Here is a 12,619-nt window from a genome sequence, read left to right as displayed (position 1 = left end):
TCGCTAGAGCGACGCCGGCCTTCGCCGCGGGCGCTGCCCGTCGCAGAGCGACGTTCCCGCGTCTCCTCTGTGTTCGCGGCGGAGAGCCGGATATGCTGACACCGCATCACTCGCATCACCGGTTGAACCGGACTTTTTCACTGGGGGACATTCCGTGTCTATGAAATCTCTGGGGCGTGCGGTCGTCGCTGCCCTGACGGCGCTGATCGCCGTCGTCGCATCACTGGTCGTGGCGGCTCCTGCCCAGGCGGCTCCGACCGTCTCCACCCGCGTCGCGTCCTATGCGGCCGGACCCGCCACGGTCACCCGCGGCAAGCCGATCACCATCCAGGGCCAGGCGCAGCGCCTGAACGGCCGGACCTGGGCCAACACGGGCACCGTGAAGGCGGTCGTGTACTTCGACCCGGATGGTGCCAAGCCGAATGCCGCGGTCCGCACCGTGAACAGCAACGCCAAGGGCTTCATCCGGACCTCGTTCCCCGCGAGCGTCTCGGGCAAGTGGTCCGTGCGGATCGTGTCGACGGGCACTCTGAAGATGAGCTCCAGCGCGCAGAAGTACGTGCGCGTCGTGGCCCCGCAGCGGCCGACCGCCACCGGTCCGATCAGCAAGTGGAACTGCCCCTCCTGGGCGCCCATCAAGGGCAACCGTTCGAGCATGATCTACCACCTGCCCGGCCAGCGTTTCTACACCCGCACGGCTCCGGAACGCTGCTTCGCCACCGAAGCCGCGGCGCAGCGCGAGGGCTACCGCAGGGCCAAGGTCTGAGTTTTCCGGCCTGACGAAGCTCCCCCGGGGACGGACCGAGAAATCGGATCAGCCCCCGGGGGAGCTTTTTCGTGGGGCGGGGCGCCCGACGGCGGTCAGCGGCCGAGCGGCTGTACGTGTCAGTCCGTTTTCAATCGTGTCACTTTGGCAGGGTGCCGGACACACGCGATAGTTGCCTTATGAAGATTGATCTGAGCCGGCTGGACGCCCACGCGGCCGACTACCTGGGCCTGCATCGGACTGTCGAGCATCAGGCCGGCGACATGCTGTCGGAGCTGCTCGAAACCGTGGTCGGTCCCTGGCTGGCGTCGGCACCGTTGGCCGTGTGGACCTGCCGGGCAGAGGTCCGGGGTGAGTGGGTCGACATCGCCGAATTCCCCTGGTCCCGGGACCGTGCCCTCGGGTTCCGGCTCCTCGCGGCCGACGAACCGGTCGAGGGTCTCCTCGCCGAAGGTGCCACGGTCTTCAGCATCGCGTGCGTGCCCTCCTTCGGCTGATGGACTCACCTCAGAACCCTGTCGCGGCGGACCTCTCACCTGATGCCCTGACGAAGAAGGACACGGTGCAGCTCGCCAAGAACCTGAAGATCGCCTCCCGTCCGGCCCCAGGTGACCAGGCTCCGGTGTGGGAATCGGGTTCCGTCCGAAAGGGCCGGCTCAGGGCTGCGATCATCTCCGCGGCCGTCTTCGTCGTGGTCACGGTGGGGGTAGCGGTGCTCCTGGCGTGGACGACCAACCCCGTGTGGGGAAATTACCCGCAAGCACCCGCGACCGTGGTCGGAAAATCCGAGGCCAATGCCCACAAGAGCACCCCGATCTGTACCGTGACTCTGCGGTTCGTGCTTGACGGCGTGCCTCATGAGGCCACGGTGAGGAATGAAGCGCCCTGTGATCGGCTGCCGCGATACAAGGAACAGGTCACTCTCGCCTACAACCCCACGGATTACTCCGGCATGCTGATCGTGGGCCATGACGAGACGGTGCGATCCAACGCGTCGATGATCGCATTGGTCTCCGCGATCCCGCTCCTTGGGCTGCTGACGGTGAGTGCCATGTGTGTCCGCTCCTACAGGAACGCCAGGAGGGCTGCCACGGCCAGGGCATGGCAGGAGATCACGGTCGTCGTGAAGGACGTGGCATCCCATCCGGAGCACACGGACCTGCTCGTCCATGCACGCGACGACGGCGGCGCCGACCGGACCTTCGTGATCGGTTATCCCACGTCCAAGATGGCCGGATTCGCGCCGCAGAAGGATACCGAGGTCACCTTCCGGCTCGTCAGCGACGGTGAAGGTCACACCATCCTCAGCACTCCCGACGGCTCCGCAACCTGCGACGCCACCATCTCAACACCGAACAGCTTCGAGCTCCGGACCCTGGGGCTGTGAGCGGTGCCCCCGATCAGCTCGGGACGCGGCACACTGCTCCGGGCGACGCTTGACCTGGAGCGCGCTCCAGCTGTTTTGCTCCTGTCATGACTGTTCTTGATCCGGGGGATATCGCCCTCGGCACGATGTACTTCGGCACTCGGATCGATCAGGCCAGGGCGTTCGAACTCCTGGACCGGTTCGTCCTCAGGGGAGGCCGATGGTTGGACACGGCGAACAATTACGCATTCTGGCTGGACCCGTCCGGCCTCGGGGGCGCGAGTGAGTCAGTGATCGGTTCCTGGTTACGGGCGAATCCTGGCATGCGGGACCAGATCCGTATCTCGACCAAGGTCGGGGCGGCCCCGACCGTGCCAGGGGATTGGCCCGGGTCGATGGAGGGTCTCAGAGCGACAGCCGTCCGTACCGCTTTCGAAGGCTCCTTGGAGCGCCTCGGCACTGATCACGTGGACCTCTTGTGGGCTCACGTCGAGGATCGCGAGGTCGACCTCGAAGAACAGGTCTCCGTTTTCGGGTCCCTGGCCGCTGAGGGGGTGGCGACGCGGCTCGGCGCTTCGAATCACGCCGGCTGGCGCGTCGAGCGTGCTCGGTCGATGGCTCTCACCTTGGGTGTCGAGCCCTTCACGGCCGTGCAGTTGCGGCACAGCTACCTGCAACCGTTGCCGTTCGTGCCGCTGCCGGACCGTGGTCATGTCGTTGCGACGCCGGAAGCGCTCGATCACGTTCTCTCGACTGATCTCCGGTTGTGGGTCTACAACGTGCTCCTCGGCGGGGCCTACACAGACAAGACCCGGCTCCAGGATGCCTACCGTCACCCCTCGTCGGAACGACGTCTCGCGGCGCTGGACCGTGTCGCCGCCATGCTGGGGGCCACCAGGAACCAGGTGGTGCTCTCCTGGTTGCTCGGCTCCCCTCAGTCGCCCACTCCGATCGTGGGAGTATCGACTCTGGAACAGCTGGATGAAGTGATGGACGCCCGTGAGCTGCCGCTTGACGAGTTGGCGCGGGGCATTCTGGAAGAGGTGGTCGAGAATGACGACGTTCACGATGCAGGAAGCGGTGGCAGCCTCGGGGCTCTCTCCTGACGCGATCCGCTACTACGAAGACGAGGGGATCATCGGTCCGTTCGAGCGCAGTTCGTCGAATCATCGCAGGTTTTCCGACAGCGATCTGGCATGGATCGGCGTGGTCACCTGTATGAGGGACGCCGGGCTGGGCATCTCGGACCTCCGTGAGTTCGCCACGCTCCTCCGCGGAGAAGAGGCCTCCGCGGACCCGGCGACCTTCCTCCGGGAGCGTCGGGCCGCCCTGGACGCACGCGCCGAAGCCCTGCAGCGGGCCATCGACGTCCTGGACGACAAGATCACCCACTTCGGTAGGCGGCACGAACAAGCATCACCCGAGACTCATCGCCCATGAGCAGGGACCGGCTAGCGGGGCAGCGCCAGGAATGGGGCTGTCCCCGAGCGTGCGTACCGTCTCGGTCAATGACGAAGGCCCCGGAACCTCTGATCTCTCAGGAGTTCCAGGGCCTTCGCTCTGGCGGTGACGGTGGGATTTGAACCCACGTTGGCTGTTACACCAAACAACATTTCGAGTGTTGCACCTTCGGCCGCTCGGACACGTCACCAACGGTTGACCACTTTACCGTAGCCGGACACCCCCGCCCAAACGGAGCACATCCAGGCCACTTTCCAGGCTCCGAAACCGCCAGATCTCGGGCCACTCACTGTCCCCCGGAAACGCCCGAGGGGCGCCCACCGCAACCGGTGGACGCCCCTCCCAACACCTCCGCAGGAGCTGACCGCCTCAGCCTGCGCTGTGCCGTCCCCGGGTCGCCAGATACAGCGCGGCTTCCTTCTGGAGCTGCCGCTCGGCGTCGAGCTCTGCCTGGATCCTGGCCAGCTCGCCGGCCGCCTGACCCTGCCGCTCGGACACCTCCAGCTGCGCCAGCAGCTGGGTGTTGACCTTCTCGCTCAGCTTGGCGAGCTGCTCCTGCTGCTTCGCGAGCAGCAACTGCGTCTGCTGGAGCGCCGCGAGCGTGGCCGCGGTGTCGCCCTGGGGCACGACGCCGGGCGTCTCGCGCTCAGCCAGCAGGAGCCGCAGCTCGGAGTCGAGCCCGCCCTCCAGGCCGCCGTCGTGCGTCGCCGGGGCGGTGCGCTGATGCCCTGCGACGTGAGCCGGAACGTGCTGCTCGGGAGCGTCGCTCGGATTCAGGCCGTTGGCGAGTGCCTCACCCGCGGCCCCGGAGGGAGCGGCGACCGCGGCGAGGGTCGCCGTCGTCGTGTCGGGTTCCCCGACGGAGCCCTCGGAAGCCGCCTTGGCCGGCTGCATCTCGACCGTCTTGCGCAGCGGGACCTCCTTGATGAACAGCACGGCGATGATCGCGGCGATCGCGACGAAACCGGCGATCAGGAAGATCTGCGCGGAGGCATCACCGTAGGCGGCCTTGACGATCGTGGCGATCGGGCCGGGCATGTCCTTGACGTCCAGGCTCGTGCTCGACGCACCGGACCCGGCGGGGACCTTGATGTGGTGGTCGATGAAGCCCTGCTTGATCAGATCCGAGGAGCGGTTGCCCAGCACGGCGCCCAGCACGGAGACGCCGATCGCGCCACCGACGGTCCGGAAGAACGCCACCGAGGCACTCGCGGACCCGATGTCCCGCGGAGCGACGGTGTTCTGCACGGCCAGGACCAGGTTCTGCATGGTCATGCCGAGACCGAGGCCCAGGACGGCCATGTAGACGCCGGTGATCCAGAAGTCGGTCTCGTGGTCGATCGTACCGAGGAGGAGCATGCCCGCCGCGGTGAAGATCGTGCCGGCCACCAGGTAGCCCTTCCACTTCCCGTAGCGGGAGATCAGCTGACCCGCGACCGTGGAGCCCACCAGGTTGGTGAAGATCATCGGCAGGGTGAGCAGGCCGGCCTCGGTAGGCGTCGCGCCACGGGCCACCTGGAAGTACTGACCGATGAAGGAGGAGGAACCGAACATGGCCACACCGATGGCCACCGAGGCCACGATGCTCAGCGCGGTGGTGCGGTTGGAGATGATCTTCAGGGGGATGATCGGCTCGGCGACCTTGGCCTCGACCAGGATGAAGAGCAGCAGGCCGACGACCGAGCCGCCCACCATCGCCGCGGTCTGCCAGGACCACCACTCGTAGTAGTCCGGGTTGCCGGCGAAGGAGACCCAGATCAGCAGGGTGGAGACGGACGCGCTGAGCAGGATGGTGCCCAGCCAGTCGATCTTGGCCTTGCGGCGGATCTGCGGCAGCTTCAGGGTGATCTGGAGCAGGATCAGCGCGATGATCGCGAGGGGGACACAGACGTAGAAGGTCCAGCGCCAGCCCCAGTGGTCCACGATCAGACCGCCGAGCAGCGGGCCGCCTGCGGTGCCCACGGCGAGAACGGCGCCGAGGTAGCCGGAGTACTTGCCACGCTCACGCGGGGCGATCATGACGCCCATGATGGCCTGGGACAGGGCGATCAGACCGCCCATGCCGATGCCCTGGATGACGCGTGCGGTCAGCAGCATGGGGATGTCGGGGGAGAGGCCCGCCACCACCGAACCGGCCACGAACACGACGATGCTCAGCTGGACCAGGATCTTCTTGTCGTACAGGTCCGCGAGCTTGCCCCAGATCGGGGTGGTGACGGCGCTGGCCAGCATGGAGGCCGTGATGACCCAGGCGAAGTCCGTCTGGGTGCCTTTGAGGTCGGAAATGATGGTGGGCAGCGCGTTCGAGACGATCGTGCTGGACACGATCGCCGTGAAGAACGCGGCAAGGAGGCCGGTGAAGGCCTCCATGATCTGCCGGTGGCTCATGGGCTGAGCCTCGTGGGTGGGGTTCAAGATTCAGTCTCCTGCGGGGGTGGCGGCGGCGTACGGGGAGGGCTTGCGACGGTAGGACTGCAAGGCCACGGTGAGGTCGGTGAGGTTGGAGCGGCACGTGAGCGCCTGGTCCTCATCCCAGTCACCGAGGAGGCTCAGGAGCGCCTGGACGCGGTCCTCCTCGGCCCGGGCGAGCTGTTCCTGCCCGATCTCGGTGACTTCCAGCAACTGGGCCCTGCGGTCCGTGGGGTCCTGCGTCCGGGTGATGAAGCCGCGTTCCTCGAGTTCTCCGAGGTGGCGGCTCAGCACCGGGGAACTCACGCCGAGCCGCTGCGCGATGTCCACCGCACGCCCACCGTGTTCGGTGATCATGTGGAGCACCCCGAGCAGGGCCGTGCTGGTTCCCGGAGCCAGGGAGTCGTGTGAGAGGCAGCGCAGTGCGCGCTGCAGATCCACGACCCCGCGGATGAGTGCCCGCGCTGTTGCTGGCTCTACCGGCATCCGATCCTCCTGTAATTGCTTACGGCAACTATATAAGTAGAAAGGTTGCTTAGTCAAACTAATGTTCTGGCGGGGTTGCGGGGGACAAGAACAGAAGGCCTGGGCGGCGCACGACGACGCCGGCCGCCGGAGCGCTGTGAGGGGGAGGAAGTCTCGGGGTCAGCCCCGGTGGCGGGCGAAGAAGTCCCGCAGGAGGGCGGCGCACTCGTCTTCGCGGATCCCGGCGTAGACCTCCACCCAGTGGTTGAGGCGGCGCTCGCGGAGGATGTCGAAGACGGAGCCCGCGGCGCCGGCCTTCTCGTCCCACGCGCCGAACACCACGCGGGGGATCCTGCTCAGGACGATCGCCCCGGCGCACATCGCGCACGGCTCGAGCGTGACCACCAGCGTGCAGTCCTCCAGACGCCAGCCGTCGGAGGCTCCGCCGTCGTCGGTCATCCTGCGGCGGAGGGCCTCGGCGCCGGCCCGGATCGCGACTACTTCGGCGTGCGCCGTGGGGTCGCCGAGAGCCTCGCGTTCGTTGCGACCGGTGGCGAGGACGGCGCCGTCGGGGCCCAGCAGCACCGCGCCGATCGGCACGTCCTCGGTGCGCAGCGCCTCCCGGGCCTCGGCGAGGGCGAGGCCCATCCAGTGCTCGTGGTCGGCGTCGTGCGGGATCATGCCCACCAGCGTATCCGGCCTCCCACGCTCGCGAACCGCCAGTAGGTGCCCGTATGGCCCACGGATACGGGCACCTACTGGCGGTTCGCGGGGGAAAAGTGCCGCGGTCGGCGAGGGACGGCAAGCGGCCGGCGTCCTGTAAATTTGACCCATGCGCACCATCGTTGTGGACCACCCGCTCGTCGCCCATAAGCTCACCGTGCTGCGGGACAAGACGACGCCTTCGCCCGTCTTCCGTCAGCTGACCGAAGAGCTCGTCACCCTTCTCGCCTACGAGGCCACTCGCGAGGTGCGTACCCAGCCCGTCACCATCGAGACTCCGGTGGCCACCACGATCGGCACGGCTTTCACCAAGCCGACGCCCCTCGTGGTCCCGATCCTCCGGGCCGGTCTCGGCATGCTCGAGGGCATGACCAAGCTGGTCCCCACCGCCGAGGTGGGCTTCCTGGGCATGGCCCGTGACGAGCACACCCTGGACATCATCACCTACGCCGAGCGCCTCCCGGAGGACCTCACGGGCCGCCAGGTCTTCGTGCTGGACCCCATGCTGGCCACCGGTGGCACGCTGCGTGAGGCCATCAAGTTCCTCTTCCGCCGCGGCGCCGACGAGGTCACCTGCATCTGCCTCCTGGCCGCGCCGGAGGGTCTGGCGAAGCTGGAGGAGGAGCTCTCCGACGCGAACGTCACGGTGGTTCTCGCCTCGATCGACGAGCGCCTCGATGAGAAGGCGTACATCGTCCCCGGTCTCGGCGACGCCGGCGACCGCCTCTACGGCGTCGCGAGCGTCCTGGAGGCCTGAGCCTCACCCGCCGTCCCCTGCTCGCGAGAAGCCAGTTGGGCACCATGTTCACGCCGAACACTGTGCCCAGCTGGCTTCTCGCGTCAGGCCGGGCGCAGCTCCACGGAGAACACGGTCCGTCCGGGCCGGGACTCCAGGGTCACGATCCCGCCGTGCGCCTGGACGATCGCCTGCACGATCGACAGGCCCAGCCCGGACGAGCCCCCCGTCCGTGCCTTGTCCGCCTGGGTGAAGCGGGAGAACACCTCGGGCTGAAGCTCCTCGGGGATGCCGGGGCCGTCGTCGGTCACGGTGAGCGTCGGCCTGCCATCGGCCGAGACCGCGACGCCGACCTCCACCTTGGTGCCTTCCGGCGTGTGCTTCTGGGCGTTGGTCAGCAGATTCACCAGAACCTGCCGCAGCCGCGCCGGATCGGCCCAGGCATCCACGGTTCCCGCGGGGACCGCCAGCCGCCAGTCATGTCCGGAGTCCTGGGCGCGCTTCTCCATGACCTCCTCGACCGCGAGCTGCACGAGGTCCACGGAGCGTCCCTGAATGGCCTGGCCCTCGTCCAGCCGGGCGAGCGTCAGCAGGTCCTCCACGAGCGCGTTCATCCTCACGGACTGGCTCTGCACCCGGGACAGTGACTCCTTGCCCTGATCGCTGAGGGATTCGGTGAGGCCGAGCATCTCGCTGTAGCCGCGGATGGCCGTCAGCGGGGTGCGGAGCTCGTGGGAGGCGTCCGCCACGAACTGCCGGGCCTTCATCTCGGAGGCGTGCCGCACGGCCAGGGCGCCGGCGACGTTGTCGAGCATCCGGTTGAACGCATGCCCCACGCTGCCCACCTCGGTGTCGGGGTCCGTGGCGCTCTCCGGGACGCGCGCGCCCAGGGCGACTTCGCCCACGTCGAGCCGTGACTCCGCCACCTGCCCGGCCACCTCGCTGAGCTGAGCGAGAGGGCGCAGGGTCCGGCGGATGAGCCAGGTGCCCACGACGGCGCAGATCACCAGGGCACCCGCCGACACGAGGAGGGTGGTCAGGACGAGGGCGCCGAGGGCGTCGTTCTTGCCGGCGAGAGGGAGCCCCGTGACCACCACCGCTCCGTTGGGGGTGGTGGACGCCAGCATCCGGTACTCGCCGACGCTGAGCCGGCTGGTGACGGGGGCTGCGCCCGGTCGGTAGGCCTCCGGGGTGGCGGAGAAGAGCGCGATCTTCCGGAGGTCGCTCGTGGGGAGCGGGGCGAACTGCCCGTCGTCGCGGAGGATCACCGCCGCGCCCTGGGAGCCGTCGCTCGTGGACACCGCCGTGATCGTGCCGAGGGCCTGGCCCCGGAACTCGGGAGAACCGCCCGGCCCGACTGGGCCGCCCAGGGTCGCCGCCGCACGGTGGTTCGCCAGCCGCAGCTGCGAGTCGACGTCGTTGGTCAGGACACGGTCCATGGTCGCGTAGACCACGGAGCCGAGCACCGCGGCGATGACCGTCAGGAGCGCCATGGTGACGAGCACCAGCTTGGTGCGCAGGGGCCACGACTTCAGGCGCCGCCAACGGGGCCCGGCGCTGGAAGACCGGGCGCCGGTCGGTGGATTGCCGGGGACCGGGGGAAGGGCGCTCTCAGGGATGCTCTGCGTGGTCATTCCGCACCCGGCCGGATGACGTAGCCCACGCCCCGGACGGTGTGGATCATGGGGGGACGTCCCACATCGATCTTCTTGCGAAGGTAGGAGATGTAGAGCTCCACGATGTTCGCCTGGCCGCCGAAGTCGTAATGCCACACGTGGTCCAGGATCTGGTTCTTGCTCAGCACGCGCCGCGGGTTCTCCATGAGGTACTGCAGAAGGTCGAACTGCGTCGCGGTCAGCTGGATCTCCTCGCCGCCGCGGCGGACCTCCCGAGAGTCGATGTTGAGCACCAGATCGCCCACCACCAGCTCGGACGCGTCCTTGGCCGTGGCTCCGGAACGCTGCACCAGGCGGTGCAGGCGCAGGGTGAGCTCCTCGAGGCTGAAGGGCTTGGACACGTAGTCGTCTCCGCCGGCCGCCAGTCCCTCCACCCGGTTCTCCACGCTGTCCTTGGCGGTCAGGAAGAGCGCCGGGACCTCCGGCATGAAGGTGCGGATCTTCTGGAGGGCCTCGACGCCGTCGAACACGGGCACCATGATGTCCAGCACCAGCACGTCCGGCTGGAACTCGCGCGCGACCCGGACCGCGGACGGCCCGTCCTCCGCGTACTGGACCTCCCAGCCGCTCAGCTTGAGCCCCATGGCGACCAGCTCACGGAGCATCGGCTCGTCGTCCAGGACCAGGGCACGGATCGGAGAGCCGTCCGGACGGGTCAGACGAGGCAAGGACTGGAGTGACGGTGGCAGCGACATACCTCCACTCTGAACCCTCGCCTTCGCTTCTGCCTAGGCGTTCGCTGTGTGCTCGCTGTGAGCGGACGACGGCGGGCGGCCGGGGAGGGGCGGAAATTGTTCAGGATCGCGTCATCTCCGGCCGGTACCCTGCTTAGGAACGGTGTCGGGGAGAGAACCTCCGTGGTCCTCGACGGCCGCGTTTCCACCGGAACCGGCTCCCGCAGGACCGAGAACGAGGCGAGGCGTCCACGATGAGTGCATCCGCAAGGGGGCGAGCGGGCGATCCGCGCCCGCGACATACGGCGGCTGCATCCTGGCTGCGGCTGCTCCCACTGGTGGGCGGCGTCGTCGTCCTGTCCTTGTGGGCGGCCGACGTTCTTCCGGTGCTGCCCGCCGTCATCGCCTTCTGCGTGCTCGCGCTGGGCCAGCTGGCCGGGGCGATGGTCCGCGCCCGTCGCGACATGGACCGCCGGGTTCAGGAGGTCGTCGAGGCGCGGGAGGACGCCCCGTCGGAGATGCCCGGCGAGGAAACCGAGCCGGATGCCTCAGGGGGCGTAGACCTCGACCCGGCGCAGACTGACCCGACCGGCAAGGAACTCCAGAGATTCGGTGAATGACATGCCGGCGTCGTTCCGGTAGTCGATGACGAGCATGTTCTCCGCAGTGATCAGGCCTCTGAGATGGACGGCGTCGGCGAGATCCCACCGGAAATCCGGGGCCCGGAGCGCCGCGACGAGTTCGGCCACTCCTCTGAGAGGTTCCGACGTCCCGTCAGAGGCCTGATGAAATTCGATGTTTTCACCCACGAGGGTGGAAATGGTTTCGACATCCAATGCCCGCCAGGCATAAATCCAACGGGTCGAGAAACCGAGTAGGGAAAGGTTTCGCCAGCACTGCTGTGGACCGGTCTCATCGGGCATTCAGGTGCTTCCTTGGCATGAATATGCCCCTAAAAACGGGCATTTTGCGGGATACCATTTGATTATATCGCACGCTGCGGAATCGTCGGGTGGACTAGTGATTTCCGGTCGCGGAATGACTGATCACGGAGGCGTTGATCCGATGAAGAAGCCCTGTCGGATCGAGCCCGTGGTTCGAGGGCTGGGAGGCGACGATCAAGGCGACCGACGTCCAGATCATGAGGTGCGTCATGTAGTTCTTCCACGGCCAGCCCGGAGGACGGTTCTCGTCCTGAACACGGAAGACGCCGCTGTCGAGGAGTTCGGTGACGGCCTTGCGGCACGTCCGGCACGTCTCGAGGTGGCCGTGAAACCACGCTTTTTTCCGGGCGGTCAGAGTTCCGCTCAGATATGACGGCACATATTCGATAGTGAACTGGCACTCTTCGGATTCCTGCTGCCCCAGAAGTTCCCGGAGATATGCGACGCGAAGGGCTTTCTTAGCGCGCCGGTGCAGCACGACCGCGGCATTAGGCGACAAGCCCAAAGAAGGCGCGACATCCTTCGGCTGCATATCCTCAATATCGAGATACCAGATGATCATGCGCCATCGTTCGGGAAGCGACTCGAAGGCCTTCCGGGCCGACTCATTCTCAAACGCGGCGATGACCCGATCGGTGACCTCGGGGGTTTCGCCCACCGAGTCCAAGTCGTCGGACGGCACCTCGCGGCGTCGACGGCGGGAATTCCTCCAGACTGTCCGCGAAACACTCGACAGGAGGTACGGGAGGAAGACCCCCTGCGGCCCGCGCCCGGATTTGATGGCCGCCAGCACGGCGGCGAAGGTGTCATTCACGGCGTCCTCGGCCGCGCCGTGGTCGTGTGTCAGTCCGTAGGCGATGCGGTAAGCGGAAGCGCGGTGCTTGGCGAACAAGGCCCCGAAAGCGACCATGTCCCCGGAGCGGGTGAGGGCCAGAAGTTCGACGTCGCTGCGCCTAAACAACAAGATCCCGATCACTCGGATGGTGAGGGATTCCCTGCGCCGTGTGTGCGGGCGTCGAACCCGCTCCGCCGTGCCGTCCCCTTCGGCGCGAAGGACCGACCGGATAACGGTCCTTCCTGCCGAAAGCTGATGCGCGCCTCCTCCTACTGAGATGCGTGTCTTCCATTTCCACCCCTAGATGATTCCCGCGGTGAAACATTCATATCCTGTTGCGCAACTGGATGGGGACGCGGAGAGAACGTGCGCAGCTTCAGGCGAAGGAAGATGCGCACATATCTCAAGCGGCTGACCTTGATGGCGCGCGAGCAGGTCCGACGACTGGAAACCGAGTTCCTGGACCGCGATGTGAAGAAACATGATGTCTCACCGTTGGCGATGTGCAGTGCAACGAGGAGAAGAAGCACGCCCCCATGCCGCTGTCCCCGAGTGGGCGCGTGC

General features: G+C 67.1%; 14 protein-coding genes and 1 tRNA gene. 7 read left to right on the top strand and 8 right to left on the bottom strand.

Annotation, left to right across the window (positions count from 1 at the left end; translation table 11 throughout):
- Positions 1-154: 154 nt before the first annotated feature.
- The 5 genes from AB6732_RS14800 (at position 155) to AB6732_RS14780 (ending at position 3,572) form a co-directional block, all read left to right on the top strand.
- Positions 155-766, top strand: a complete 612-nt coding sequence (locus AB6732_RS14800) for a hypothetical protein (protein WP_370960665.1) — start codon at positions 155-157, stop codon at positions 764-766.
- 179 nt (positions 767-945) lie between these two features.
- Positions 946-1,263 carry a hypothetical protein gene (locus tag AB6732_RS14795; protein WP_370960664.1) on the top strand — a complete coding sequence of 106 codons (318 nt, stop codon included), beginning with the start codon at positions 946-948 and terminating at the stop codon, positions 1,261-1,263.
- Positions 1,263-2,153 (top strand): hypothetical protein, encoded by an 891-nt coding sequence (locus AB6732_RS14790; RefSeq protein WP_370960663.1) that lies wholly within the window; start codon positions 1,263-1,265, stop codon positions 2,151-2,153. The genes AB6732_RS14795 and AB6732_RS14790 overlap by 1 nt, the downstream gene beginning before the upstream one ends.
- Positions 2,154-2,239: 86 nt before the next feature.
- Positions 2,240-3,238, top strand: coding sequence for an aldo/keto reductase (locus AB6732_RS14785; protein WP_370960662.1), 999 nt, complete (start codon positions 2,240-2,242; stop codon positions 3,236-3,238).
- Positions 3,186-3,572 carry a MerR family transcriptional regulator gene (locus AB6732_RS14780; protein ID WP_370960661.1) on the top strand — a complete coding sequence of 129 codons (387 nt, stop codon included), beginning with the start codon at positions 3,186-3,188 and terminating at the stop codon, positions 3,570-3,572. Before AB6732_RS14785 ends, AB6732_RS14780 begins: the two co-directional genes overlap by 53 nt.
- Positions 3,573-3,693: 121 nt before the next feature.
- Here AB6732_RS14780 and AB6732_RS14775 read toward each other — a convergent pair.
- The 4 genes from AB6732_RS14775 to tadA form a co-directional block, all read right to left on the bottom strand.
- A tRNA-Ser gene (locus AB6732_RS14775) sits at positions 3,694-3,783 on the bottom strand.
- Positions 3,784-3,962: 179 nt separating this feature from the next.
- Positions 3,963-5,981 carry an MDR family MFS transporter gene (locus tag AB6732_RS14770; protein ID WP_370960660.1) on the bottom strand — a complete coding sequence of 673 codons (2,019 nt, stop codon included), beginning with the start codon at positions 5,979-5,981 and terminating at the stop codon, positions 3,963-3,965.
- A gap of 30 nt (positions 5,982-6,011) precedes the next feature.
- Positions 6,012-6,488 carry a MarR family winged helix-turn-helix transcriptional regulator gene (locus tag AB6732_RS14765; protein WP_370960659.1) on the bottom strand — a complete coding sequence of 159 codons (477 nt, stop codon included), beginning with the start codon at positions 6,486-6,488 and terminating at the stop codon, positions 6,012-6,014.
- 159 nt (positions 6,489-6,647) lie between these two features.
- Positions 6,648-7,148, bottom strand: coding sequence for a tRNA adenosine(34) deaminase TadA (gene tadA, locus AB6732_RS14760; RefSeq protein ID WP_370960658.1), 501 nt, complete (start codon positions 7,146-7,148; stop codon positions 6,648-6,650).
- 151 nt (positions 7,149-7,299) lie between these two features.
- Between tadA and upp the strand changes: the two genes are divergently transcribed.
- Entirely contained in the window at positions 7,300-7,947 is a 648-nt protein-coding gene (gene upp, locus AB6732_RS14755; protein WP_278268184.1) for a uracil phosphoribosyltransferase, read from the top strand.
- An 83-nt stretch (positions 7,948-8,030) separates the two neighbouring features.
- Here the strand turns inward: upp and AB6732_RS14750 are convergent, their stop codons facing one another.
- Positions 8,031-9,560: an ATP-binding protein gene (locus tag AB6732_RS14750; RefSeq protein WP_370960657.1), complete on the bottom strand. Its 1,530-nt coding sequence runs from the start codon at positions 9,558-9,560 to the stop codon at positions 8,031-8,033.
- A complete protein-coding gene (locus AB6732_RS14745) occupies positions 9,557-10,297 on the bottom strand; it encodes a response regulator transcription factor (RefSeq protein ID WP_066214888.1) in 741 nt (246 codons plus the stop codon). The genes AB6732_RS14750 and AB6732_RS14745 overlap by 4 nt, the downstream gene beginning before the upstream one ends.
- A 233-nt stretch (positions 10,298-10,530) precedes the next feature.
- Between AB6732_RS14745 and AB6732_RS14740 the strand changes: the two genes are divergently transcribed.
- Positions 10,531-10,896, top strand: a complete 366-nt coding sequence (locus AB6732_RS14740) for a hypothetical protein (protein ID WP_370960656.1) — start codon at positions 10,531-10,533, stop codon at positions 10,894-10,896.
- On the opposite strand, the gene AB6732_RS14735 is transcribed toward AB6732_RS14740, so the two are convergent.
- A complete protein-coding gene (locus tag AB6732_RS14735; protein ID WP_370960655.1) occupies positions 10,825-11,199 on the bottom strand; it encodes a hypothetical protein in 375 nt (124 codons plus the stop codon). The genes AB6732_RS14740 and AB6732_RS14735 overlap by 72 nt on opposite strands.
- 94 nt (positions 11,200-11,293) lie before the next feature.
- The gene (locus tag AB6732_RS14730; protein WP_370960654.1) at positions 11,294-12,196 is read right to left on the bottom strand and encodes a sigma-70 family RNA polymerase sigma factor; all 903 of its coding nucleotides are present in this window, start codon (positions 12,194-12,196) and stop codon (positions 11,294-11,296) included.
- Positions 12,197-12,619 lie beyond the last annotated feature (423 nt).

Source organism: Arthrobacter sp. RCC_34 (assembly GCF_041360795.1).
GTDB lineage: Bacteria > Actinomycetota > Actinomycetes > Actinomycetales > Micrococcaceae > Arthrobacter_E.
Note: the sequence above shows the minus strand (reverse complement) of the source record. Positions and strands in the feature narration are given on the sequence as shown.